This is a genomic window from Streptomyces sp. NPDC059371, from assembly GCF_042751995.1.
Lineage (GTDB): Bacteria > Actinomycetota > Actinomycetes > Streptomycetales > Streptomycetaceae > Streptomyces.
In genome coordinates this window covers 48,800-73,941 of record NZ_JBHYXD010000035.1, presented here as the reverse complement: position 1 = coordinate 73,941, position 25,142 = coordinate 48,800, and the positions used below count along the sequence as shown (strand labels likewise).

Annotated in this window: 20 protein-coding genes; 12 read left to right on the top strand and 8 right to left on the bottom strand. The window is 71.3% G+C overall.

The features are described from left to right. The first annotated feature begins 360 nt into the window (after positions 1 to 360). Positions 361 to 1,533 (top strand): acyltransferase family protein, encoded by a 1,173-nt coding sequence (locus ACFXGX_RS21100; RefSeq protein WP_384793322.1) that lies wholly within the window; start codon positions 361 to 363, stop codon positions 1,531 to 1,533. A gap of 105 nt (positions 1,534 to 1,638) precedes the next feature. Here the strand turns inward: ACFXGX_RS21100 and ACFXGX_RS21095 are convergent, their stop codons facing one another. Together ACFXGX_RS21095 and ACFXGX_RS21090 are read right to left on the bottom strand one after the other, a co-directional pair. Next, a complete protein-coding gene (locus tag ACFXGX_RS21095; protein WP_384793319.1) occupies positions 1,639 to 2,094 on the bottom strand; it encodes an HD domain-containing protein in 456 nt (151 codons plus the stop codon). A 58-nt stretch (positions 2,095 to 2,152) separates the two neighbouring features. Further along, positions 2,153 to 3,325, bottom strand: a complete 1,173-nt coding sequence (locus ACFXGX_RS21090; RefSeq protein WP_328452463.1) for a PP2C family protein-serine/threonine phosphatase — start codon at positions 3,323 to 3,325, stop codon at positions 2,153 to 2,155. A gap of 171 nt (positions 3,326 to 3,496) precedes the next feature. Here ACFXGX_RS21090 and ACFXGX_RS21085 point away from each other — a divergent pair, with 171 nt between their 5' ends. Next, positions 3,497 to 4,726: a GNAT family N-acetyltransferase gene (locus tag ACFXGX_RS21085; RefSeq protein ID WP_384793315.1), complete on the top strand. Its 1,230-nt coding sequence runs from the start codon at positions 3,497 to 3,499 to the stop codon at positions 4,724 to 4,726. 52 nt (positions 4,727 to 4,778) lie between these two features. On the opposite strand, the gene ACFXGX_RS21080 is transcribed toward ACFXGX_RS21085, so the two are convergent. Continuing rightward, positions 4,779 to 5,588 (bottom strand): Fpg/Nei family DNA glycosylase, encoded by an 810-nt coding sequence (locus ACFXGX_RS21080; protein ID WP_384793312.1) that lies wholly within the window; start codon positions 5,586 to 5,588, stop codon positions 4,779 to 4,781. Positions 5,589 to 5,675: 87 nt separating this feature from the next. Further along, complete coding sequence (locus ACFXGX_RS21075) at positions 5,676 to 6,161, bottom strand: ribose-5-phosphate isomerase (RefSeq protein ID WP_355770026.1); 486 nt, start codon at positions 6,159 to 6,161, stop codon at positions 5,676 to 5,678. A 258-nt stretch (positions 6,162 to 6,419) separates the two neighbouring features. Between ACFXGX_RS21075 and ACFXGX_RS21070 the strand changes: the two genes are divergently transcribed. Next, positions 6,420 to 7,919 (top strand): amino acid permease, encoded by a 1,500-nt coding sequence (locus tag ACFXGX_RS21070; protein WP_384793309.1) that lies wholly within the window; start codon positions 6,420 to 6,422, stop codon positions 7,917 to 7,919. A gap of 61 nt (positions 7,920 to 7,980) precedes the next feature. On the opposite strand, the gene ACFXGX_RS21065 is transcribed toward ACFXGX_RS21070, so the two are convergent. Continuing rightward, on the bottom strand, positions 7,981 to 9,723 hold the full coding sequence (locus tag ACFXGX_RS21065; RefSeq protein ID WP_384793306.1) for a protein kinase: 1,743 nt from the start codon (positions 9,721 to 9,723) through the stop codon (positions 7,981 to 7,983). A gap of 231 nt (positions 9,724 to 9,954) precedes the next feature. Here ACFXGX_RS21065 and ACFXGX_RS21060 point away from each other — a divergent pair, with 231 nt between their 5' ends. Further along, entirely contained in the window at positions 9,955 to 10,674 is a 720-nt protein-coding gene (locus ACFXGX_RS21060; RefSeq protein ID WP_384793303.1) for a hypothetical protein, read from the top strand. A gap of 96 nt (positions 10,675 to 10,770) precedes the next feature. Here the strand turns inward: ACFXGX_RS21060 and ACFXGX_RS21055 are convergent, their stop codons facing one another. Beyond that, positions 10,771 to 11,355 (bottom strand): biotin transporter BioY, encoded by a 585-nt coding sequence (locus ACFXGX_RS21055; RefSeq protein ID WP_384793301.1) that lies wholly within the window; start codon positions 11,353 to 11,355, stop codon positions 10,771 to 10,773. Between the two features lie 563 nt (positions 11,356 to 11,918). On the opposite strand from ACFXGX_RS21055, the gene ACFXGX_RS21050 reads away from it, so the two are divergent. The 6 genes from ACFXGX_RS21050 to ACFXGX_RS21025 all read left to right on the top strand — a co-directional run bounded on the left by ACFXGX_RS21050 (position 11,919) and on the right by ACFXGX_RS21025 (position 19,162). Then, on the top strand, positions 11,919 to 13,121 hold the full coding sequence (locus ACFXGX_RS21050) for an ROK family protein (RefSeq protein ID WP_384793298.1): 1,203 nt from the start codon (positions 11,919 to 11,921) through the stop codon (positions 13,119 to 13,121). Between the two features lie 509 nt (positions 13,122 to 13,630). Then, a complete protein-coding gene (locus ACFXGX_RS21045; RefSeq protein ID WP_384793295.1) occupies positions 13,631 to 14,731 on the top strand; it encodes an ABC transporter substrate-binding protein in 1,101 nt (366 codons plus the stop codon). 5 nt (positions 14,732 to 14,736) lie between these two features. Then, positions 14,737 to 15,882, top strand: coding sequence for an ABC transporter permease (locus ACFXGX_RS21040; protein WP_384793291.1), 1,146 nt, complete (start codon positions 14,737 to 14,739; stop codon positions 15,880 to 15,882). Beyond that, complete coding sequence (locus ACFXGX_RS21035) at positions 15,858 to 16,712, top strand: ABC transporter ATP-binding protein (RefSeq protein WP_384793288.1); 855 nt, start codon at positions 15,858 to 15,860, stop codon at positions 16,710 to 16,712. The genes ACFXGX_RS21040 and ACFXGX_RS21035 overlap by 25 nt, the downstream gene beginning before the upstream one ends. Beyond that, the gene (locus ACFXGX_RS21030) at positions 16,709 to 18,193 is read left to right on the top strand and encodes an LLM class flavin-dependent oxidoreductase (protein WP_384793285.1); all 1,485 of its coding nucleotides are present in this window, start codon (positions 16,709 to 16,711) and stop codon (positions 18,191 to 18,193) included. Before ACFXGX_RS21035 ends, ACFXGX_RS21030 begins: the two co-directional genes overlap by 4 nt. Before the next feature lie 75 nt (positions 18,194 to 18,268). Further along, complete coding sequence (locus ACFXGX_RS21025) at positions 18,269 to 19,162, top strand: TauD/TfdA dioxygenase family protein (RefSeq protein ID WP_384793282.1); 894 nt, start codon at positions 18,269 to 18,271, stop codon at positions 19,160 to 19,162. 108 nt (positions 19,163 to 19,270) lie between these two features. Here the strand turns inward: ACFXGX_RS21025 and ACFXGX_RS21020 are convergent, their stop codons facing one another. Both ACFXGX_RS21020 and ACFXGX_RS21015 read right to left on the bottom strand, forming a co-directional pair. Next, positions 19,271 to 19,897 carry a histidine phosphatase family protein gene (locus ACFXGX_RS21020; RefSeq protein ID WP_384793279.1) on the bottom strand — a complete coding sequence of 209 codons (627 nt, stop codon included), beginning with the start codon at positions 19,895 to 19,897 and terminating at the stop codon, positions 19,271 to 19,273. A 115-nt stretch (positions 19,898 to 20,012) separates the two neighbouring features. Beyond that, positions 20,013 to 20,681 carry a DsbA family protein gene (locus tag ACFXGX_RS21015; protein WP_355775187.1) on the bottom strand — a complete coding sequence of 223 codons (669 nt, stop codon included), beginning with the start codon at positions 20,679 to 20,681 and terminating at the stop codon, positions 20,013 to 20,015. 193 nt (positions 20,682 to 20,874) lie between these two features. Between ACFXGX_RS21015 and pepN the strand changes: the two genes are divergently transcribed. Both pepN and ACFXGX_RS21005 read left to right on the top strand, forming a co-directional pair. Continuing rightward, positions 20,875 to 23,469, top strand: a complete 2,595-nt coding sequence (gene pepN / locus ACFXGX_RS21010) for an aminopeptidase N (protein WP_384793276.1) — start codon at positions 20,875 to 20,877, stop codon at positions 23,467 to 23,469. A 527-nt stretch (positions 23,470 to 23,996) separates the two neighbouring features. Next, a complete protein-coding gene (locus ACFXGX_RS21005) occupies positions 23,997 to 25,055 on the top strand; it encodes a hypothetical protein (RefSeq protein ID WP_384793273.1) in 1,059 nt (352 codons plus the stop codon). Positions 25,056 to 25,142: the final 87 nt, after the last annotated feature.

Here is a 25,142-nt window from a genome sequence, read left to right as displayed (position 1 = left end):
CAGGGAATTCGAATTGTTGCCACCGGCACACCTGGACCGCGGCGCGCGTACCACCAAAGGCTGTCGAAACCAGACATATCTCCAGAGTCGCCCGCGGGCGTTATGCGCCGCTAAGTCGGTATGAATCAGGACAGAACACCCTTCGCCGGTAAGCGAATCGATATACGAAACCACTTGCGGATCGGGAGGCACACATCTCCGATTCCGAGGTACGCGCAAGCGATAAGCAGGAATGACATCGGGCGTTTTACGAGAACGCACAGACGACGCTAGGGTGCCTCAGATGTTCCACGCCGCCACGCCCCCCGTTCGCGCAGCGAGGTCCAGAAACGTCCCCCGGAGTTCTTGGCGGGAGGGACTGTGACCAACTCGCTCCGACCCCACGGCCACCACAGATCACCACTCCCCCCGGCACAGCAGCCGGTGGACGGAGTGCCGAGCCCGCGCTCGCCCCGGACGTCCGCGACGGCGGGCACCGCAGGGAGCGTCAAGCCCGCCGGACAGCGCGACGCCTTCTTCGACAACGCCAAGTACCTGGCGATCGTGCTCGTGGCCATGGGTCACGCCTGGGAGCCGCTGAAGGGGCAGAGCCGCATCCTGGAGGCGCTGTACACGGTCGTGTACAGCTTCCACATGCCGGCGTTCATCATCATCTCCGGCTATTTCTCGCGCAGCTTCGACATGCGCCCCGATCGCCTGAAGCGGCTGGTCACCGGTGTCGTCGTCCCGTACGTCCTGTTCGAGACGGCGTACTCGCTCTTCGACCGCTTCGCCGGGGGCGACCCGGACCAGGCGATCAGCCTGCTCGACCCCTGGTACCTCACCTGGTTCCTGGTCGCGCTGTTCATCTGGCGGCTGACCACCCCCCTGTGGAAGCTGGTCCGCTGGCCGGTCCCGGTGGCGATGGGCCTCGCCCTGCTCGCGTCCGTCTCGCCCGAGATCGGTGACGACCTGGACCTCCAGCGGGTGCTGCAGTTCCTGCCGTTCTTCGTCCTCGGTCTGTTCATGAAGCCCGAGCACTTCCAGCTCGTGCGCCGCCGCGAGGTGCGCGTCCTGTCGGTGCCCGTCTTCGCCGCGGCGCTGCTCGTGGGCTGGTGGGCGGTGCCCCGGATGAACACCGCCTGGTTCTTCCACCGCGACAGCGCGCAGGAGCTGGGTGCCCCCTGGTGGGCCGGCGTCGTCATGACGCTCGCGCTCTACGGCTGCTCGCTGGTGCTCACGGCCTGCTTCTTCGCCTGGGTGCCGCGGCGCACGTTCTGGTTCACGGCGCTGGGCGCGGGCACGCTGTACGGCTATCTGCTGCACGGATTCGTCGTCAAGGCGTCCGAGTACTGGGGCTGGTTCGACCACGGGTGGCTGCACAAGCCGCTCGGCGAGGTGCTCGTGACGGTGTTCGCGGCCGCGCTCGTCACCGTCCTGTGCACCCGGCCCGTCCAGCGGATCTTCCGGTTCTCGATGGAGCCGAAAATGGCGTGGGCGTTCAAGCGGGATCCGGCGGAGGCCGCCCGGGAGCGGGCCAAGGCCACCGCGTAGGGGGCCGGCACACGGTCGGCCGATGGGCCGCGTGGCGGCTGACGAGGCGCGTACGAGAAGGGCGGGCCCGGGAGACTCCGGGCCCGCCCTTTCGCGTGTCGGCGTTCAGTCCGGCGGCAGTCCCAGCAGGGAGCGCATCGTCTCGTACTTCCTCGTCAGCCGGGCCCGGGTGAGCTCGTCGAGGACCGCGAGGCGGCGCGGGTCGGAGTTGTGGGCCAGGTCGGACGCCTTGACCAGCAGGGCGCCCCGGGTGGTGCGGACGCGTCGCGCGTACGCCTCCGGGGCCTCGCCGTCCGCCTTGGTGAGCGCCCGCACGATGTCCTTCGTACGAGGGCTCAGCGCGGCTTCGTCCAGCCACTCCTCGGAAAGGGCGTCGTCCTCGACCGCGTCGTGCAGCCAGGCCGCCGCCAGCTGGTCGTCGTCGCCGCCGCGCTCGCGGACACCGTCCGCGACGGCCTGGAGGTGCTCGGCGTACGGCCGGCCGGCCTTGTCGGTCTGGGCCGCGTGCGCCGCGCGGGCGAGCGCTTCGACTTCGGTCAGGGTCAGGAGAGGTCGGGTCACGCGATCAGTGTCTCCTCGGTACGGGCCGCCGCCGGCGTCGCGGGAACCGCGAGGGCCGTCAGCGTACGGGGGCCAGCGCGTCGCGGCAGATGAGCAGGAGGGCCCGGTCGTCGTTGACGTCCCTGGCCACCGCCTCGATGAGGTGCCAGGCGGCGCCGTGGAAGCCGCCGGCGACATAGCGGTCGGCCTCCCCGGTGAGCCGGTCGATGCCCTCGACGATGTCCCGGTCGGCGGTCTCGACCAGACCGTCCGTGAACAGCATGAGCACGTCCCCGGGCCGCAGCGAGCCCTTCACCGGGTCGAACTGCGCACCGTCGTACACGCCGAGCAGGGGGCCCTCTGCCACCTTTTCTTCCCAGCGGCCGCTGCCCGCGCTGAGCTGGAGGCCCGGCGGGTGTCCGGCGGAGAAGAGCTCGTAGTCGCCCGAGTCGAGGTCGAGCACCAGATGGATCGAGGTCGCGAAACCCTCGTCCCAGTCCTGGCGCAGCAGATAGCCGTTCGCGGCGGGCAGGAAGGCGTGCGGCGGCAGGGAGCCGAGGAGGCCGCCGAAGGCCCCGGACAGCAGCAGGGCGCGTGAACCGGCGTCCATGCCCTTGCCGGAGACGTCCGTGAGGACGACTTCGAGGGTCCGGCCGCCGTTCGTCCGCGCGGCCACGACGAAGTCCCCGGAGAAGGACTGGCCGCCCGCCGGGCGCAGCGCCATCTCGCGGTGCCAGCCCACCGGCAGCTTCGGCAGCTTGCTCTGCACGCGGATGCGTTCGCGCAGGTCGAAGAGCATGGTGCCGCCGCGCCGCCAGGGCACGCCCACGCGGCTGCGGAACTGTGCGATCAGCAGTCCGAAGAAGCCGCAGGCCGCGACGACCAGGACCACGCCGGGCGTCACCCGGGAGGGGCCCTCGGTGTACGGGCCGAGCTTCACGGACTCCACTATCAGCGCGGTGGCTGCGGCCGCGTACAGCCCGAGCAGGCTGGCGGGCCGGAGCAGCAGGCCGCCGGCCACGATCGGCAGGACCAGGGCGGCGGGTGAGCACCACACCGAGTTGACCAGGGTCGTGGAGGCGATCACCGGGATCATGATCAGCAGACCGGCCAGCGCGATCCAGTCGGAACCGTCCCCGCGGAAGTAGTCCACGGCGGATCTGCGCAGCCCTGTGCGGGCCCGGTGCCATTGCATCTTCAACCGGGCCGTGAACGTATCGGCTTCAGCGCGCCGCGCTCGTCCTGCTGCCATTAGTTCGGGACCCTATCCATCGGACCAGGCGCTTGGCACGGGAGGTCCTACTTGTCCCCCCTCCGAGCGCTCAACTTCACAGAGAACCGCACCGGCACGGAGGTGCCGGGGGCCGTCGCGGACGGGCGAAATTCCCTCGCTCGTGCCGCATTGCCCTGGTAGGCATGGGCTATGACGACTGACGTTCGGGTGCTGCGGCAGGCCGACTGGGACGAATGGTACGAGAACCTGATCCGCGCGTTCGGAGGTGTGGCGGAGTCGTCCGAGGAGCGCGAGCTGTGGAACGCGCTCACAGAGTACGACCGTTCGCTGGGCGTGTGGGACGGGGAGAGCTGTGTGGGCACGGCGGGGGCCTTCTCCTTCCGTGTGACGGTCCCGGGCGGCGCCTCGGTGCCGGCGGCCGGGGTCACGATGGTGAGCGTCGCGGCCACGCACCGGCGGCGCGGGGTGCTGACCGCGATGATGCGCCGCCAGCTCGACGACGTACGGGCCAGGGGTGAGGCGCTGGCCGTCCTGGTCGCGTCGGAGCCGGTGATCTACGGGCGCTTCGGCTACGGCATCGCGACCTCGTCGGTCGGCGCGGAGATCGACACCGCCCGGGTCCGGCTGTCCGTGCCGCCCGGTACCGACGGCGTACGGCTGCGCTACGCGGTGCCGGCCGAGGTGCTGGACGCGTGCGAGGAGGTGTACGCGCGGCTCGTGCCGCGGCGGCCCGGGATGCTGGAGCGCCGGCCGGGCTGGGAGCGGCTCATGCTGCTCGACCCGGAGAGCGAGCGCAGCGGCGCCTCGCCGTTGCAGTGTGTGGTGGCCGAGCGGGACGGCGAGATCGTCGGGTACACGCGCTTCCGGGTCAAGCCGGAATGGGGCCCGGCCGGGCACAACGGCGCGGTGACGATGATGGACCTGGAGGGGCTGGACCCGGCGGTGCGGGCCGCGCTGTGGCGGTTCCTCTTCGACATCGACCTGACGTCCACGCTGCGGACCCGGGGGCGCCCCGTGGACGACGCCTGGCAGCACATGGTCTCCGACATCCGCCGCTGCCAACTGCGATTGAAGGACTCGCTGCATGTGCGGCTGGTCGATGTCGGCGCGGCGCTGGAGGCGCGGACCTACCAGGCCCCGGTGGACGTGGTGTTCGAGGTCGAGGACTCCTTCTGCCCCTGGAACGAGGGGCGTTGGCGGCTCACCGGCGACACCAAGGGCGCGGTGTGCGTACGGACCGGGGACGCTCCCGATCTCGCCCTGACCACGCGGGAGTTGGGGGCCGCCTATCTGGGCGGTGTGTCGCTGGCCTCGCTCGCGGCCGCCGGCCGGGTGCGTGAACTGCGGCAAGGGTCGCTGGCGGAGGCGTCGACGGCGTTCACGTCGGTGCTCGCCCCCTGGCTGCCGCACGGGTTCTAGACCCGGCTCCCCGTGGGCGTCGAATTCCAGGACCCGGCACCCTCGCGGGCGCTCAGGTTTTCTGGCAGGCCGGGCACCAGAAGAGATTGCGGGCGGCGAGATCGGCGGTGCTGATCTCGCCGCCACAGATGTGGCAGGGCAGGTCGGCCCTGCGGTAGACGTAGACCTCGCCGCCGTGGTCGTCCACGCGCGGCGGGCGGCCCATCGCCTCGGGGGTGTGCTCCGGCCGGACCGTGTCGATGCGGTTGTTGCGGACGCCCTCGCGCATGAGGTCCACGAGGTCGGCCCAGATCGCGTCCCATTCCGTGGCGCCGAGATCCTTCCCCGCCCGGTACGGGTCGATGCCGTGCCGGAAGAGGACCTCCGCGCGGTAGACGTTGCCCACACCCGCGATGACCTTCTGGTCCATCAGCAGCGCGGCGATCGTCGTACGGCTGCGGGAGACCCGGCGGTAGGCCGCGGCGGGATCGGCGTCCGGGCGCAGTGGGTCCGGGCCGAGGCGGTCCTGTATGGCGCGTTTCTCGTCGTCCGTGATCAGCGCGCAGGTGGTGGGGCCGCGCAGGTCGACGTACGCGGTCTCGTTCACGAGTCGCAGGCGGACGGTGTCGGTGGGCGGCGGGGCGGGCGTGCCGCCGAAGCCGACCTTGCCGAAGAGGCCGAGGTGGATGTGGATCCAGCGCTCCGGGCGGAAGCCGAGGAAGAGGTGCTTGCCGTGGGCCTGCGTCCCGGTCAGGACCGATCCGTCGAGGAGGGCCGCGGCGTCACCGAACCTGCCCTGGGGGCTGGTGACGCGGACGCCGCGGCCACCGAACGCGGCGAGGTAGTCCTCCGCGAGCCGGTGAATGGTGTGCCCCTCGGGCACCGTTCCTCCTGCTGTCTCTCTCGTCCGACGGCCGGCGGCCCGGCGGTAAGCCGGCCCCTCGGATCCGCGGCACGCGGCCCGTCGGTGTTACGCCTGCGGGTGGTGGGCCGGGATCGGCGGGAGTTCCCGCGTCTTCTCGTAGTCCGCGAGCATCTCGATGCGCCGGACGTGGCGCTCCTCGCCGGTGAAGGGCGTGTTGAGGAAGGTCTCGACGAACTTCGTCGCCTCTTCCCGGGTGTGCATGCGGGCGCCGACCGAGATGACGTTCGCGTTGTTGTGCTCGCGGCCGAGCGCGGCGGTCTCCTCGCTCCAGGCGAGGACGGCCCGTACCCCGGCGACCTTGTTCGCGGCGATCTGCTCGCCGTTGCCGGAGCCGCCGATGACGACGCCGAGGCCGTCCGGGTCGGCCACGGTGCGCTCCGCCGCGCGGAGGCAGAACGGCGGGTAGTCGTCCTGGGCGTCGTAGATGTGGGGCCCACAGTCGACGGGCTCGTGGCCGGCGGCCTTGAGCCACTCGACGAGGTGGTTCTTCAGTTCGAGACCGGCATGGTCGGATCCGAGATACACGCGCATGGTCCGAGTGTGACACGGCTGTTTCGGGGCAGTCGCGCCGGGTCCCACAACGCAAAACTGCGGCCCAGCCTACAGAACCTCAAGGAAACCTCAAGTAACGATATGGATTCAAAGGTTCAAGAATCCGATCGCCTCCGTTTCACTGGACCAACTTGTACGCCGGTCCCCACGACGGACCGGTGCGCGCCCCGTACACCGCTCGTACGGGTTGGGCGCTTTGTACGGAATCTGCTCATCCGGCGCAAAGGAATCCCCCTCATGACCTCGCAGCCGACCCCCACGAAGGCCGCACAGGCCCCTGGAGGCCCCGGAGAACCCGGTGGCGGCCTCCAGGCCGGGCTCAAGAACCGCCATCTGTCGATGATCGCCATCGGTGGCGTCATCGGCGCCGGGCTCTTCGTCGGCTCCAAGGCCGGCATCGCCACGACAGGCCCCGGCATCCTTCTCTCGTACGCCCTCGTCGGCACGCTCGTGGTGCTGGTGATGCGGATGCTCGGTGAGATGTCCGCGGCCAACCCGACCTCGGGTTCGTTCTCCGCGCACGCCGACCGCGCGCTCGGCCGCTGGGCCGGCTTCTCCATCGGCTGGCTGTACTGGTTCTTCTGGGTCGTGGTGCTGGCCGTGGAGGCCACCGCCGGCGCGGACATCCTCGAAGGCTGGATCCCCGCCGTACCGCAGTGGGGCTGGGCGCTCATCGTGATGGTGGTGCTGACGGCCACCAACCTGGTCTCCGTCGGCTCGTACGGCGAGTTCGAGTTCTGGTTCGCCGGGATCAAGGTCGTGGCGATCGGCGCGTTCATCGTCGTCGGCGGCCTGGCCATCTTCGGACTGCTGCCCGGTGTCGACGCCGAGAAGGCGGGACTGGGCAATCTGACCGACCACGGCGGATTCCTGCCGCACGGACCCGGCGCGATCCTGACCGGTGTGCTTCTGGTCGTCTTCTCCTTCATGGGCAGCGAGATCGCGACCCTCGCCGCCGGCGAGTCCGAGGACCCGCAGCGGGCCGTCACCAAGTCGACGAACAGCATCATCTGGCGTATCGCCGTCTTCTACCTGGGCTCGATCCTCGTCGTCATCACCCTGCTGCCGTGGAACGACCCGTCGATCAAGAAGCAGGGCTCGTACGTCGCCGCCCTCGACTCCCTCGGCATCGCGCACGCCGGTCAGATCATGAACTTCATCGTGCTGACGTCCGTGCTGTCCTGTCTCAACTCGGGCCTGTACACCGCCTCCCGCATGGCCTTCTCGCTCGGTGAGCGCGGGGACGCGCCGAAGGTGTTCGCCAGGACCACCCGGCGCGGTGTGCCGATGACCGCCATCGTCGTCTCGGTCGTGTTCGGCTTCGTCGCCGTCTTCTTCAACTACAAGTTCCCGGACTCGGTCTTCCTCTTCCTGGTCAACTCCTCCGGTGCGGTGGCCCTGTTCGTGTGGCTCGTCATCTGCTTCTCGCAGCTCCGGATGCGGAAGATCATCCAGCGCGAGGCGCCGGAGAAGCTCGTCGTGAAGATGTGGCTCTACCCGTACCTGACCTGGGCGACCGCCGCGATGATCGTCTTCGTGCTCGGCTACATGCTGACCGACACCGAGCACGACGGCCGGGAGACCGTGCTCCTTTCGCTGCTCGTCGCGGCGATCGTGCTGGTCATCGCCTTCGTCCGGCAGAAGGCCGGCGCGGGTGCCGGCGCGGGTGCCCGTTCTTCCGCGCGGCCGGTCGCGAACGACTCGCGCGAAGAGACCCGGGCCGAGGTCGGCGCCTGACCCGTCACCGAAGCCCGAGTGAGGAGGGGCCCGCGGCACACCGCCGCGGGCCCCTCCCTGTTCACAGCGCGGTGAAGCTGTCTCTGACCCGGTCGTAGACCTTGAGAGCACCGCTCTCGATGTCCTGGTGGTACCAGGTGTTGATCTGGTACGACTTCCCGTCGGTGTCGAAGCCGAGCAGCCGGGCGTGCCAGCTCACGCCCCTGAGCGTGAAGGTGTACTCCCAGACGACCGCGGTCCGGCCGCGGAACATCGTCTGCTCCAGCCGGATCTTCCGGTAGTCCTGCCCCTGGTGGGCGTTCCGCTCGGAGGCCGTCCAGGTGTCCAGGAGATTCCCCCTGGCGATGGACGACTTGGCCGCCAGTTCCTGGGTGCCGTCGGGCGAGGTGTAGTGCACCTCGGAACCGGTCTGCGGATCGCGCCGCCAGCCCTCGGGGGGCACCCAGGCGTAGCCGCCGGCCTCCCGGCGCGCTCCCGCGGGCAGGCTGGGCGGACGCGAGGTGCCCTCGACGGTGGGCGCCGTGGACGAGGGGCCTTCGGCAGCGGAGGCGGTCGACGCGGAGGAGTTCGTGGCGGCACCCGCGCCGCCGGGTGATCCGCCGGTCAGGGCCACGACGGCCCAGGCGACGGCTCCCGCCGCGACGACCCCGGCGGCGGCGAACGCGCCACGCCGCCGGGCACCGGACCGGTTCCGGCTCCGGTCCCGGTTTCGGTCCTGGTTTCGGTCCTGGTTTCGGTCCTGGCCCTGGTCCCGGTCCTGGCCGCGACTCCGGCCCTCGCTCCGGCTCTCGTCGTGACCGCGGCGTCCGCCGCCCGCGGAGCCGGACGGTACGGCGGGCTCCGGGAGTTCGTGCGGCTCCGGCAGCACGGGCAGCGTGGGCACGGGCAGCACGGGCACGGGCAGCGTGGGCTGTCGGGAGGGAACGCCGGAGCCGGGCTCCGTACGCGGTCCGGAGGCGGCTTCGGTGGAGGCGTTGGCAGCCACGGAGCTTGGCCCCGGCTCCTGGGCGGCGGCTCCGGCCACGGGGTCCGGGCCGGGTCGCGGGGCGGGCACAGGTGCAAGGTCCGCGAGCGCCGCCTCCAGTTCCTCCAGGCCGGGGCGCGCGGTCGGGTCCTTCTCCAGGAGGGCGGCCAGGATCTCCCGCAACTCCCCCACCTCGGCGGGGAGTGCGGGCTCCTCGTAGAGAACGGCGTGCAGGGTCGCGAGGGTGGTGGACCGGGAGAACGGGGAACGGCCGCCGAGGGCCGCGCAGAGCGTGGCGCCCAGCGACCACACGTCGGAGGGTGGGCCCTGCGGGCGGCCGGAGACCCGCTCGGGCGCCATGTAGTCGGGGGAACCGACCAGCATGCCGGCCATGGTGAGGGCCTCGGCGTCCTGGAGCGCGGCGATGCCGAAGTCGGTGAGGACGACGCGGTTCCGTCCGGCGCTCTCGACCAGGACGTTGCCCGGCTTGATGTCGCGGTGCAGCACTCCCTGGGCGTGCACCTGCCGCAACGCCCCGACCAGTTCGAGACCGACACGGGCCGCCTCGCGCGCCTCCAGCGGTCCGCCCTCGGCCACGATCCGTTCGAGCGAGCGGCCGGCGACGAGTTCCATGACGATCCACAGCCGTTCCCCCGCGTCCACGACGTCGTAGACGCGGACGACGCCGGGATGGTCGATCCGGGCGGTCGCCCTCGCTTCGCGCAGGGTGCGCTCCCGGCGGGTCCCGGTGTCCTCGGGGTCGAGTCCGTCGATGCGCATTTCCTTGACCGCCACCTGCCGGTCGAGCATTTCGTCGGCGGCTCGCCACACTCGCCCCATTCCCCCCTGACCAATACTCTCGACCAGCCGATAACGTCCGGTCACCAATAATCCCGGAACACCACCCTGTACATTCGCCGACATTCTCTGCACCCCCTCAACATCAGCCACAATCGTCCGTCACAGCCGAACCACAATGGTCACACTTCAGGCTGTACCAGCATAGTGCGGAGAAATCTTGTGGTACCTCTTCAAGTACTGCGAATTCAGGCGCAGCCAAGGGGGGCGAACATGAGTTCTCGTCGGACGACCACCATTACGGGATCCCTGCTCACGGCGTGTTTCTCGACCGTGATGATCCTTTCCCACTCCGCCGTCGCGGACGACAGGGGACCGGGGAGCGGCAAGGGCGGAAAGGCGGTGGACGAAGCCCCGGCGGGCGTGAAAGTGACCACGCTGCTGCCGGAGAAGATCTCGGTCGACAACAGTACTCAAAAGACGGCCATTTCCGCCACGGTGAAGAACGGGGGGACCAAGGAGAGCGGCGATATCAGGCTGCTGGTGGTCGGATTCGACGGCCTGAAGGTCAAGAACGTCGAGGGCTGCACCGCCATGGCAGAAAAGAATCTCCCCAAGGGGTCGAACAGCGGTTTCATCTGTTCCACGGGGAAGCTCGCCGCTGGCGAATCGAAGACGTACGACGTCGAGGCGACGTTCGATCTGAGCGGGACCGGAAAGATCTGCCTTCCGGTCCAGACGGGCGACGGGAAGAAGACGTACTGGCAGCAGGGCCCGGTCCCGTTCGGTACGACGAATCCGTCCCCGAACGCCCCGGCGACGCCGCTGCTGCTAGGCACCGACAACAAGCCGGTGGCACCGGGCGGCGACCGGCTGCCGAAGACGGGGCCCGCGGGAGAGGTCGTGCCGCTCGGCGTGGCGGGCGCGGCACTGATGTCGGCCGGAGCGGCGGGGCTGTGGTGGGCCGGCCGCAGGCCGCGGCGGGAACACTGAGCGCCGGGCACGGCACCGGCCGGGAACGCGCGGAGGCCCGCCGGGCCGGAAACCGGCCTGGCGGGCCTCGTCGTCATCGCCTCACCGGCGTGGGCGTCACTTCTTGTCGACGAGCTTCCACGCGGTGGGCAGGATGCCCATCGCCAGGGCGGCCTTGAGAGCGTCGCCGATCAGGAACGGGGTGAGACCCGCCGCGACGGCGGCGCTCGCCGACATGCCGGTGGCCAGGGCCAGGTAGGGAACGCCGATCGCGTAGACGATCGCCTCGCCGAGCAGCATCGTGCCCGCCATGCGCAGCACGGAGCGGTCGGCGCCGCGGCGGGCGAGGGCGCCCACGACGGTCGACGCGAGCAGCATGCCGAGGATGTAGCCGAAGGACGGGGCCGAGGCGCCGGAGCTGCCCTGCGCGAACCACGGGACGCCGGCCATGCCCACGAGCGCGTACACCGCGAGCGACAGGAAGCCGCGGCGGGCGCCGAGCGCCGTGCCGACGAGCAGCGCGGCGAAGGTCTGACCGGTCACCGGCACCGGGGAACCCGGGACGGGCAGCGAGATCTGCGCGGCGAGACCGGTGAGCGCGGCACCGCCGAGCACGAGGGCGGCGTCACGGACGCGGGAGGCCGGAAGAAGGTCGGCGAGGACCTCGCCGGGGCGGGAGGGCGTGGCGACAGCGGTGCTCATGAGGACTCCGGCGAACAGGGGTTGCCCCCTCGGCCCATGGTGGGCCCGGGGGAAGGACAGGTCGGAACACGGCGACGCTATCCCAGGGGCCCGCGGGTGATCACCGTCAGCGCTCGACAAAGCACGGATCAACGACTTGGTGGGCTCCTTACAAAGAGTGCCTGGTACACCCGCCCGAAGGTGATGCTGGTCACTGAGGTGAAGTCGTTTTCGCTACGGGGCTGTTCAGGGGCGGGACTGTGGAGACTCACCAAAGACCCCGTCGGTCGTTTCCCCGCCGGGCGGACGCGGTGTCCGGTCCTTGGGCGCCTCTGGCAGGTCCCCCTGCCAGCCCCTACCCTTCACCCCATGGTTCCCCAGGCCCTGAACTTCTCGTCGCGTCGCTACGTCGACCTGCGACGCCAGGGCACCGCCACCTGTCGCCACCCCTCCTGAGGCGGGGCGGAGCGGATCCGGCCCGCCGGGACGAGACCACAGCGGACCACACCAGGTCATGCCGCGCCCGTCGCGGCGTGGCGTACGTGACGGCGCTCGGCCGGACCAGCTCCCGAGGATGAAACTCCATGGCCAGTACGGTGGCACCCCCTTCCCTGTCCCCTCCCTCCCCCGTCCTCGACCGGCGCCGGGCGAGCGCCAGCGTGATCCTGCGCTCGGTGCTGGAGCACGGGCCGGTCGCCCGCAGCACCATCTCGCGGCTGACCGGGCTCTCCCCGGCGTCGGTGACCGACTACTGCGCACGGTTCACCGAACGGGGCCTGATCCGGGAGGCCGCCACGCCCCTCCGGTCGGGCGGGGTCGGGCGGCCGCATCTCCCGGTCGACCTGGACCGCTCCCGTTTCGTGGTCGGCGGGGTGCACGTGGCCGTGCCGTACACGACCGTCGCGCTGCTCGACCTGCGCGGCCGGGTCCTCACCGAGAAGCGGCTGCGGCACGAGCGCACCGAGCCGGGCCAGGTCCTCGCGAACGCCGCCGACGCGATCACCGTGCTCCTCGCCGGGGTCCCCGGCCGTACCGCCCTCGGCGTCGGTGTGGCGGCGGGCGGCTGGGTGGACGCCGAGTCCGGCACGATCGTGGAGCACCCGCTGCTGGGCTGGCACGACGTGGCCGTCCGGGAGATCATCGGGGCGCGCACGGGGCTGCCGGTCCATGTGGACGGCCACGCGCGGGCGCTGGTCAACGGGGAGCGGCTGTTCGGGCGGGCCAGGGGCAGCCGGAGCGTGCTGCATCTGTTCGCCGGCAATGTGGTGGACGCCGCCTTCGCCACCCACGACCAGGTGCACCACGGACCTCGCTCGCAGGCCGGCGCGATCGCCCATCTGCCGCTGCCGGGCGGTTCGGAGCGGTGCGACTGCGGCCGGACGGGGTGCCTCCAGGCCGAGCTGAGCGAACGGACGCTGTGCCGGCGGGCCCGGGAACTCGGTGTCACGGACGGCTCGAACCCGATGCACGTGGTCTCCGCGGCGGCCGCGGGCGACCCGCTGGCCGTGGGGCTGCTGACGGAGCGGTCGCGGATGGTCGGGCGGGCGGCGGGGCTGCTGCTCGACGTGCTCAACCCGGAGACGGTCGTCGTCACCGAGATAGGCGCCATACACCGGGAGGACTGCCTGGACGCGCTGCGCGAGGCGGTGGGACCCGAGCGGGCGTCGGCGGTCGTCCCCACCAGCTTCCCCGATGCGGTGCTCGCCGTGGCGGGCGGATCGGTCGTGCTCGACGTCCTGTACCGCGACCCGCTGGGCTCTCCGGGCCGCTCACCGGGCGCTAATTAATTCAGAAAGTCGGAATGTTGACAGGGTTCGTTCCCGGACAGGAGCATCATGTGCATGAGCAGCGCGCGGGTGCAGGTTCCGCTCACCAAGTGCCGTGTGGTCGACCTGATGCGGGTCGCACGCACACGTTGTTGCTGACCTCTTGTCGCTGACCGGTCGCCCCTGACGTCTCGTCACCGGCACCGTGTCGCCGATCTTCTGAGACGCCGATCCGCTGACGCGCCGGTCCGCCGGCCGGCCGGTCCCCTCTCCGGCTGATCCGCCGGAGCGCGGGGTTCGCCCGAGGGCCGCCCGGCCGCCGCCACGCCCTCACGCGTCACGCCTCCCCATGGATCGGCCGGCCAACGCCCTTCGCAGCGCGGGCCGTTCGGCTGCCGTCGCCCTGATCGCCCGTCTCTTCAGGCACGCCACCGGCGTGTGTCCCTTCGGCGCGCCCGCGTCCCTCCCGGCTTCGCCCTGCCCGGAACTACGCGCGCCATCCCGCCACTTGGAATCCCCGGAGTCCTTCCATGCCACCACTGTCCGTACGGTCCACGCGTTCCTCCTCTCCCCTGTCCGCGTCCGGCGTCGACCGGCGCGTGTTCCTCTCCACCCTCCTCGGCGCCGCGGCGGCGGCCGGACTGAGCGGTTGCGCCGACGCCGACGCGGCCGGCAGCCGCTCCCAGGGGGATCTGTCGGCACCTCTGGCCGACAAGGTGCCGCAGGGGACCAAGCTGGCGATCGCCTCGTACCAGGGCGTCCAGGAACTCCAGTTCAAGCTGGCGGGGCTGTCCGAGCTGCCGTTCACCGTCTCCGACTGGGTGAACATCGGCGCCGGACCCGACGTCATCAACGCCTTCCGCGCCAAGTCCCTGGACCTCGGCAACAACGCGGGCATCCCGCCGATCCAGGCACATTTCCAGGGCTTCGACGCGAAGATCGTCGCGATCAACATCACCCGCAAGCCCAACTACCTGTTCGCCACGAAGCCCGGCAGCGACATCAAGGTCGTCCAGGACTTCAAGGGCAAGAAGCTGGCCTTCTCCCAGGGGCAGGCGCAGGGTGTCGTCCTGCTGCGCGCCCTGAAACAGGCCGGCCTCGCCTACGACGACGTGAACCTCGTGCCTCTGACCAGCAACCAGTTCCTCACGGCGCTCCAGGCGGGCCAGGTGGACATCGCCCCGCTCGCGAACAGCCAGGCACCGGCCTATCTCAAGCAGTACGGGTCCAAGGGCGCCCACACCATCACCACCGACGTGGTGGACCTGCTCAACCTGCTCTGGGCGCCGTCGTCGGTGCTGGCCGACCGCGCGAAGGCGGCCGCGGTCGCCGCGTACATCCCGCGCTGGGCGAAGGGCCAGGTGTGGGCGTACGAGCACCCCGACGCCTGGAACGAGGAGTTCTACGTCAAGACGCAGAACCTGACCCTCCCGCAGGCACAGGCGATCACCGCCCTGGCCAACAAGCCCTTGTTCCCGCCGAGCTGGGACGAGGCCGTCAAGTGGGAGCAGGAGACCGCCGATCTGCTCGCGGAGGGCGGCTTCGTGAAGGGCTTCAAGGTCGGCTCGCTCTTCGACCGGCGCTTCGAGGCCATCGCCGCCAGGGCCGTACCCGCGGAATACCGGAAGTGACGGCCATGACGACCAGGACCACGACGACGACGACCGCGGCACCGGACACAACCGACACCGACTCCGCCGCCACGGCCGCACCCGACACCGAGTCCGCCGCCACGGCCACGGCGGCACCCGGGACCGAGACCGGGGCCGTGGCTCCGGCCACATCCGGGAACGGGACCGGGACCACGGCTCCGGCCACGCCCGGGAACGGGAACGGGAACGGGACAGCGGCTCCGGCCACGCCCGGGACCGAGACCGGGACAGCGGCGGCCGAGACGGAGCCGGCCGCGGCGCAAGCGGTCGGCGAGACGGACCCAACGGCGGCGCAAGTTGTCGGCGGGGCCGGAACCGGTGACCGCCGGTCGCGGCGGACTCCCCGTGCCCGGCGGCGTGGTCTCGCGCCCGGCAAGCGGCTGCCCGCCTCCCGGCTCATCGGTCCGGCGCTGTTCTTCGCCCTGTGGGCCGTCGCGTCCGCCGCCGGACAGCTCGATCCCGGCGCGATCCCCGCGCCGTGGACGGTACTGAAGACCACCGGGCACCTCTGGACCGACGGCACCTTGCCCACCGATGTGCTGACCTCCCTGGAGCGCGCGGGATACGGCTTCGCGTTCGGCCTGACCGCCGGTGTCCTCCTCGCCCTCGCGTCCGGGCTCAGCCGCGTCGGCGAGGCGCTGATCGACGGGACCGTACAGCTCAACCGGGCGATCCCGACCCTCGGCCTGATCCCGCTGTTCATCCTCTGGCTGGGCATCGGCGAGACCTTCAAGATCGCGATCATCGCCATCGTCGTCTACATCCCGATCTATCTGAACCTGCACTCCGCCCTGTCCGGCATCGACCACCGGTTCGTGGAACTCGCCGAGGTCCAGGGGCTGTCGAGGCTCCGCTTCATCCGGGAGATCGTGATCCCCGGCGCGCTGCCCGGCTTCTTCGTCGGGCTCCGGCTCGGCGTGACCGGCTCCTGGCTCTCCCTGGTCGTCCTGGAGCAGATCAACGCCACCAGCGGCCTCGGCTACATGATGTTCCAGGCCCAGAACTACGGCCGGACCGACATCATCCTCGTCGGCCTGCTGATCTACGGCATCTTCGGGCTCGTCTCCGACAGCGCGGTTCGTCTCGTCGAACGAAAGGTGCTGTCATGGCGACGCACGCTCAGCAGCTGACCCGCTCCGACACGGTCCGGCTGCGCGGGCTCACCCGGTCGTTCGAGGGCCGCACGGTCCTCGACGGAGTCGACCTCGACCTCCCGGCGGGCCAGTTCACCGCCCTGCTGGGCCACAGCGGCTCCGGCAAGAGCACCTTGCTGCGCGCCATCGCCGGCCTCGATCACGGCGTCGCCGGGAGCGGGGAACTCACCGCCCCGGACAGGGTGTCCGTCGTCTTCCAGGACTCCCGGCTGCTGCCGTGGCGCCGCGTCCTCGACAACGTCCTGCTGGGCGCGGACGGACGGGAGGCCGCGGAGAGGGGCCGCTCCGCCCTGGTGGAGGTGGGGCTCGCGGGGCGCGAACGGGCCTGGCCCAACGAGCTGTCCGGCGGCGAGGCACAGCGCGCCGCCCTGGCCCGCTCGCTCGTCCGCGAACCCGAACTGCTGCTGGCCGACGAGCCGTTCGGGGCGCTGGACGCGCTCACCCGGATCCGTATGCATGTGCTGCTGCGCGAACTGTGGGAGCGCCACCGGCCGTCCGTGCTGCTCGTCACGCACGACGTGGACGAGGCGATCGTGCTGGCCGACCGGGTGCTCGTGCTCGACCACGGCCGTATCGGCGTCGACCTGACCATCGACCGCCCGCACCCCCGCTCGTACCGCGATCCCCTGCTCGGCGAATACCGCGAGCGACTGCTGAACGCGCTCGGGGTGACCGAGGACGTGACAGGAGGCGCGGCGAGGACGGAACCCGGGGCGGCGGCACACACCGCGACCGCACCGGAAGCGACGGCGGACGGCGGCGCCGGGCAGGGCGTGTCCGTGCACCAGAAGGAGAAGCACCTGTGACCAGCCCGCGCCGACTCCATCTCAACGCCTTCCTGATGAGCACCGGCCACCACGAGGCTTCCTGGCGGCTCCCGGAGAGCGACCCGTACGCCCACGTCGACGCGGCCCACTACGTGCGGCTCGCGCGGATCGCCGAACGCGGCACCTTCGACTCCCTCTTCCTCGCCGACGGCCCCGTGCTGTTCAACAGCGTGGGACAGCGCCCGTCCGGCGCGCTCGAACCCATCACCCTGCTCACCGCGCTGGCCACCGCGACCGAGCACATCGGCCTGATCGCCACCGCCTCCACGTCCTACAACTCCCCCTACAACCTGGCCCGCAGACTCGCCTCCCTCGACCACATCAGCGGCGGCCGCGCGGGCTGGAACATCGTGACCACCGCGGGCGCGGAGGCCGCCCGCAACTTCGGCCTCGACGACGAGCCCGCGCACGCCACCCGCTACCGGCGCGCCGCCGAGTTCCTGGACGTGGCGCTCAAGCTCTGGGACAGCTGGGAGGACGACCTCGTCGTCGCCGACAAGGCGGCGGGCGTCTGGGGCGACCCCGGCAAGATCCATCCCGCGCGCCACAAGGGGACGTACTTCAGTGTGGAGGGCGCCCTCAACGTGCCCCGCACACCGCAGGGTCACCCGCTTCTGGTGCAGGCGGGCTCCTCGGAGGACGGCAAGCGCTTCGCGGCCCGGTACGCGGAAGCGGTGTTCACCGCCCAGCAGACCCTCGCGGACGCCCAGGACTTCTACGCCGACCTCAAGTCCCGTACCGAGCGGGCCGGCCGGAACCCGGACCACATCAAGGTGCTGCCCGGCATCGTCCCGGTCATCGGCTCGACCGAGGCGGAGGCGCGCGCCCAGGAGCGGGTCCTGGAGGACCACATCGTCTACGAGCACGGGGTGGACCGGCTGGAGCATCTGCTCCACCTGGAGCCGGGGACCCTCCGCCTCGACGCGCAGCTGCCCGCCGACCTGCCGCCGGAGAGCGCGATCGAGGGGGCCAAGAGCCGCTACACCCTCGTCGTGGAACTCGCCCGGCGCGAGCGGCTCACGGTCCGCGAGCTGATCGGCCGGCTCGGCGGCGGGCGGGGCCATCTGACCTTCGCCGGGACGCCCGAACAGGTCGCCGACGCGATCGAGGAGTGGTTCCGCGGCGGCGCCGCCGACGGATTCAACATCATGCCCGCCGTGCTGCCGTCCGGCCTCGACCTCTTCGTGGACCACGTGGTGCCGATCCTGCGCGACCGGGGTCTGCTCCGCCGGGAGTACGGGCCCCGGCAGACCCTGCGGGAGCGCTACGGGCTTCCGCGCCCGGCCAACCGGTACGCGACGGCGACGGCGTCCGCGCTCCCCGCACCCACGTCCGCACCCGTATCCGTACCGACACCGACACCGACACCGACACCGACACCGGCACCGGCACCGGCACCGGATTCCGCCCCGGATTCCGCCCCGGATTCCGCCCCGGCGACCGCGTCCGCCCTCGCCTGACCCCGCTCGTACTCCCGAGCCCGTAGTCCCCGAATCCCGACTCCCCGAACGGCCGAACCGAAAGGACCCGTAGCCATGTCCGACATCGAGATCCAGAAGGTCACCGCGCACATCGGTGCCCGTGTCCTGGGCGTCGACATCTCCAAGCCCCTGGACGACATCACCGCCGCCGCCCTGCGCACCGCCCTCAACGAGCACAAGGCGCTGGTCTTCGACGACGTCGACCTGGACGACGAGGGCCAGCAGGCCTTCGCCCGCCACTTCGGCGACCTCACCACCGCGCACCCCACCGTGCCCGCCGTGGACGGCGCCCCGAACGTGCTGCCGGTCGACAGCGAGCGGGGCCGTGCCAACCACTGGCACACCGACGTGACCTTCGTGCTCAACCCGCCCCAGGCCAGCACCCTGCGCAGCATCACCGTGCCGCCGTACGGCGGTGAGACCCTCATCGCCAACTCCGCGGCCGCCTACCGCGATCTGCCCGAGCCGCTGCGCGCGTTCGCCGACACCCTGTGGGCCGAGCACACCAACGACTACGACTACGCGGTGCCGGACGAGAACATCGACGAGGAACAGGCCGCGCAGCGCGCCCAGTTCACGTCCATCAAGTTCCGCACCGCGCACCCGGTCGTCCGGGTGCACCCGCTGACCGGCGAACGCGGTCTGTTCATCGGGGGGTTCGCGCAGCGGATCATCGGGCTGTCGGTGGGCGAGTCCCGCAAGATCCTCGACCTGCTCCAGGCGTACGTCACCCGGCCCGAGAACATCCTGCGCTGGCGCTGGTCCCCCAACCAGCTCGTCCTGTTCGACAACCGGATCACCCAGCACTACGCGATCGACAACTACGACGACCTGCCCCGCCGGCTGCACCGGGTGACGGTCGCCGGTGACGTGCCGGTCGGCATCGAGGGCAAGGAGAGTCACTCGATCGAGGGAGACGCCTCGCACTACACGTCGGTGGCCGCGTGACGCAGTACCGGCCTGTGTGACGGACGGCGACCCGAGGACGGCGGACGAGGGACGGCGGACGACGGGGCGGCCCCCGCGAGGATCCCCCTCGCGGGGGCCGTCCGTCCGTCAGGGCCCGACCGGCACGTTCAGCGAGAGCAGAGCGGCCGCCCCGTCCTCCACCCGGAGTTCGGTGATCGCCGCGTTGCGCAGGCCCGGCAGGACGCGGCGGTACTCGCCGAGCGGGATGGACAGCGCGGCGCACAGCACGAGCCGCAGCAGGGTGTTGTGGGCGACGACCAGCACGCGCTCGCCGGGGTGGGCCTCGGCGACGCGGCGCAGGGCGCGTGTCCCGCGGGCCGCCGCCGTGCGGGGATCCTCCGCCTCGGGGAACGGATACGACACCGGATCGGCGCGGAACGCCTTGGCCCGGACCGGGTTCTCCAGCTCGAACTCGGCGAGCGTACGGCCCTCCAGCACCCCGAAGTCGCATTCGCGCAGGGCGGGTTCACGCCGGGCGACCAGCCCGAGGGCGCGGCACGCGGGCTCGGCGGTGGCGACGGCACGGGACATGGTCGAGGTCCAGATCGCGTCGACGGGGTGCGCGGCGGCCCAGCGGCCGAGGGCCTCCGCCTGGTCGCGGCCCTCCTCGGTGAGCTGGACGTCACTCACTCCGGCGTAGCGGTTCTCCGCGTGCCAGACGGTCTGCCCGTGCCGGGCCAGGAGGAGGGTCGTACTGCGGCTCCTAGTACTCATGAGCCCGCAGTATCCAGGTCGGGCCGGGCCCGTGGGCGCGCCACGAGAAGTCCGGCGGCGCGGAACCGGATCCGGGTCTTCCGGGACCGGGCCGGTCCCGGAAGGCCCGGACGTCCTACAGGTTGCTGAAGTCCGGTCCCGCCGTACGCGTGCGCTTGATCTCGTAGAAGCCCGGCACCGAGGCGACCAGGAGCGTGCCGTCCCACAGTTTGGCGGCGTCCTCGCCCTTGGGCGCGGGGGTGACGACCGGACCGAAGAAGGCGAGCTGCTCACCGTCGGAGCCGGGGACGGCGATGACCGGGGTGCCGACGTCCTGGCCGACCTTGTCGATGCCCTCCTTGTGGGAGGCGCGCAGTTCGGCGTCGAACTCGAAGTCCTCCTGGTCGGCGTAGTCGATCAGGTCGGCGGGCAGTCCCACCTCTTCGAGGGCGCCGGCTATCGCCTCCTTGGTCGGGCCCGCGCCGTCGTTGTGGAAGCGGTTGCCGAGCGCGGTGTACAGCGGGCCGAGGACGTCGTCGCCGTGCTTCTGCCAGGCGGCGGTGACCACCCGGACGGGCTGCCACGCCGTGGTCGCGAGCATCTCGCGGTACTGGTCGGGAAGCTCGTCGAGCTTGGGCTCGTTCAGGACGGCGAGGCTCATGATGTGCCAGCGGACCTCGATGTCGCGGACCTTCTCCACTTCCAGCACCCAGCGCGAGGTCATCCAGGCCCAGGGGCACAGCGGGTCGAACCAGAAGTCGACGGGGGTCTTGCCGGAACTGGTCTGAGCGGTCTGCTCGGGCATGGCTCTCCTCGGAACGCGGTCTTTCCCGGGGGAACACCGGCACGCGCCCGCACCATTCCCGCGCATCCGTGCGATTCCAGGGTCGCCATGGGGATTCCCCTGTGTCGCCGCCGCCGCGCTGCCCGACGTAAGGAGCACATGGCAGGATCGGCCCTGTTCGCACATGTCTATGACGCCATGAGGGAGTGCAGCCGTGCCCGGTGAGAATCTGTCCCGCGACGAGGCCCAGGAGCGGGCGGCACTGCTGTCCGTCGACAGCTACGACGTCTTCCTCGACCTGCGCTCGGCCGTCGGGGACACGGAACCCGGCGGGGCGGGCGGCGAGCCCCGCACCTTCCGCTCGGTCACCACGCTCCGCTTCCGCTGCGCCGAGCCGGGCGCGGCGAGCTTCGCGGACCTGCTCGCGCCGAGCGTGACGGCCGTCTCGCTCAACGGGCGGGACCTCGACCCGGGTGAGGTGTTCGACGGCTCCCGGATCCGCCTGGATGACCTGGCCGCCGAGAACGAGCTCGTCGTGGACGCCCGGTGCGCCTACTCCCGTACCGGCGAGGGCATGCACCGCTTCGTCGACCCCGAGGACGGCGAGGTGTATCTGTACACGCAGTACGAGCCCGCCGACTCTCGGCGCGTCTTCGCGAACTTCGAGCAGCCGGACCTCAAGGCTCCGTTCCGCTTCGAGGTGCGGGCCCCGGAGGGCTGGACCGTCTGGAGCAACGGAGCCGGCGAACTCGCGGACGGCGTGTGGAAGTTCGCGGAGACCAAGCCGATCTCGACGTACATCACCGCGGTGGTCGCGGGCCCGTACCACTATGTGACGGACTCCTACTCCCGCGTCTTCGACGACGGTACGACGCTGGAGATCCCCCTCGGCGCGATGTGCCGCAAGGGCCTGGCCCCCCACTTCGACGCCGACGACGTGTTCCTGGTGACCAAGCAGGGCCTGGACTTCTTCCACGACCACTTCGACTACCCGTACCCCTTCGGGAAGTACGACCAGGCGTTCGTGCCCGAGTACAACCTCGGCGCGATGGAGAACCCGGGGCTCGTCACCTTCCGCGAGGAGTACATCTTCCGCGGCAAGGTGACGCAGACGTCGTACGAGGCGCGGGCGAACGTCATCCTGCACGAGATGGCGCACATGTGGTTCGGCGACCTCGTCACCATGGTCTGGTGGGACGACCTGTGGCTGAAGGAGTCCTTCGCGGACTTCATGGGCACGTTCGCGAACGTCGGCGCGACCCGCTTCACCGATGCCTGGATCACCTTCGCCAACCGCCGCAAGGCCTGGGCCTACCGCGCGGACCAGCTCCCGTCCACCCACCCGATCACGGCCGACATCCGTGACCTCCAGGACGCCAAGCTCAACTTCGACGGCATCACCTACGCCAAGGGCGCCTCCGTCCTGAAGCAGTTGGTGGCGTACGCCGGACAGGACGCCTTCCTGGAGGGCGCCCGCCGCTACTTCAAGCGGAACGCGTACGGGAACACCCGCCTCGGCGATCTGCTGTCCGCCCTGGAGGAGACGAGTGGGCGGGACATGGCCGCCTGGTCCCGCTCCTGGCTCCAGACCGCTGGCGTCAACTCCCTCACCCCGCAGGTGATCCTGAGCGCGGAGGGCCGGATCGCCGAGCTGGCCGTGCTCCAGGACGCGCCCGAATCCCACCCCGAACTGCGCCCGCACCGCGTGGCCGTGGGCCTGTACCACCGTGAGAACGGCGACGGTCCGCTCGTGCGGTACGCGCGCGCCGAGGTGGACGTCGACGGGCCGCGCACGGTCGTCGCCGAGCTCGCGGGCGCGGAGGCCCCGGCGCTCGTCCTCGTCAACGACGACGACCTCACGTACTGCAAGATCCGCTTCGACGAGGGCTCGCTCGCCACGCTGCGGGACGCGCTCGGCGAGATCACCGACCCGCTCGCGCGGGCGCTGTGCTGGTCGGCGCTGTGGAACCTCACGCGCGACGCGATCGTGCCCGCCCGGGACTTCATCGCCCTGGTGCTGCGTTTCGCGGGCCGCGAGTCCGACATCGGCGTCCTGCAGATGCTGCAGGCCTGGGCGAACTCCGCGCTGGTGAACTACGCGGCGCCCGACTGGCGCGAGGAGGGCGGAGCGCTGCTCGCCGAGGGCGCGCTGAAGGAACTGCGGCTCGCCGAGCCGGGCGGTGAGCACCAGCTCGCCTGGGCCCGCTTCTTCGCCGCCGTCGCCTCCTCCGAGGCCGATCTCCAGCTCCTCCGGGGTCTGCTGGAAGGGACGGCGAAGATCGACGGTCTCGACGTCGACCAGGAGCTGCGCTGGGCGTTCCTGGAGCCGCTGGCCGCGCGGGGCGCCGCCGACGAGTCGGTCCTCGCCGCCGAACTCGCCCGTGACGACACGGCGTCCGGCAAGCGGCACCAGGTCCGCTGTCTGGCCGCCCGGCCCTCGGCCGCGGTCAAGGCGCAGGCCTGGGCGGCCGTCGTGGAGTCGGACGCGCTGTCCAACGCCCTCGTCGAGGCGACGATCTCCGGCTTCGGCCAGCCGTCCCGGCGGGACCTGCTGGAGCCGTACACCGCGAAGTACTTCGCCGCCATCGAGCGGGTCTGGGCGGGGCGGTCCATCCAGATCGGCATGGACGTGGTCAGGGGCCTGTTCCCCGCGCTCCAGGACTCCCCGGAGACCCTGGCCGCGACGGACGCCTGGCTCGCGGCGCACGAGGACGCGCCGCCGGCGCTGCGGCGGCTGGTGCTGGAGTCGCGGGACGATCTGGCGCGGGCGCTGCGGGGGCAGGCCCGCGACATCGCCGCCGCGGGCTGATCACCTGTCCGACGCGGACCTGACCGGGGAGGGCACCGGCGCCACGGGCGTCCGGTGCCCTCCCCGGCGAGCCGGGCCGAGCGGTGGAGTCTCCGCCGGACCGCCACGTCCACCGGTAGGAGACCCGGTGCCGTCCCCGGTGAAGAGACCTGGTGACACCTCCGGTGAAGCGGCCCCGTGCCATCTCCGGTGAACTGATCCGATGCGTGCAGGGGGCGATTGATCCGATGCGCACATCGGTGGACTCATCCGACCCCCGCATCGGTGACTCATCCGATCCGCGCATCGGTGGACTCATCCGATCCGCGACTCCGTCGACTCATCCGATCCCCGCATTGGTTGACTGATCCGATCCGCGCATTGGTTACGAGATGCAGGTATTCACAGCCGTAACCCCTATTAACACGCGCCCGGACCAGGGTCTTTCCCCGGTCGAACGCGCGTGCTTCCGGGAGTGGTTGTCCCGATTCGCCGACGGGCGGGTAACAGCCGTTAGAAGACGGCTTCCCGGCGGAAAACCCCGGACCATGAGTCACAGCACCCCCATCTCCCCCCGCACCCTCCGCCCCTCGTCCCCCGTACGGGAGCGGGTCCTGACCACCGCCCGGCTGCGCGAGCACGGTGTGACCGCCGCGGACGCGAACGAGCGGTGCCGGCCCGGCGGGCCCTGGCAGCGGATCCTTCCCGGCGTCTTCCTGCTGCGTCCGGGACCGCCCACGCCCGAGGAGCGGCTGCACGCGGCGCTGCTCTACACCGCCCGTCCCCCCTCCGCCCGCACGGCACCCCGCGTCCCCGCCCAGCCCGGCTCCCCGGAGCCGCGCGCCCACCGGCCCTCCGCGGACGCGCTGATCACCGGCCTGGCGGCGCTGGCCCTGCACGGCTTCTCCTGCACCCCGCCCCTGCCCTCCCTCGGCACGATCGACGTGCTCGTCCCCCGGCTGCGCCGGCTGCGCTCGGCCGGTTTTGTCCGCATCGTGCGGACGACCGTGCTGCCGGCGCCCGTGTTCGTGGCCGGAGTGCCGGTCGCCGCCGTCCCCCGCGCGCTGGCCGACGCGGTCGCGGAGCTCACCGACGCGGAGGCCGTGCGCGCGCTGCTGACGGAGGCGGTGCGCCGCGGCTACTGCGAACCGCGCTCGGTCGTGGAGGAACTGACGGCGGCCCGGCTGCTCGACCGCCCGCACGTGGTGGACGCCGTGGACTCGCTGGTGGCGGAGGGCAGGGCGATCGCGGAGAACCGGCTGTACCGGATGGTGTTCGAACACGGACTGCCCGACCCGGTCTGGAACGTCGACCTGCGGCTGCCCGGAGGCCCGCACCTCGGTGCGCTCGACGCCTACTGGCCCGAGCAGGCGGTGGCGGTCGAGCTGGACACCCGGACCCCGCTCCAGGACGCGGACGACACCCGGGCGTCCGAGCGGACCCGCAGGCGCGAGCATCTGGAGCGGCTGGGCATCACCGTCGTCCACATGACCCCGCGAAAGCTCAGGGACGCGATGGAACAGCAGGCCACGGTCGTGCGGACCGCTCTCATGGCCGCGAACGACCGCGATCCGGCCGCGTATGTCGTGGTGCTGCCCCGGTCGTGACGGACAGGGCCGCGCCCGGAGGGGAGGGAGGGGGGGGGGGGGGGGCGGGGGGCGGCGCGCGCCCCCCCGCGCGCGGGGGCGGTGTGG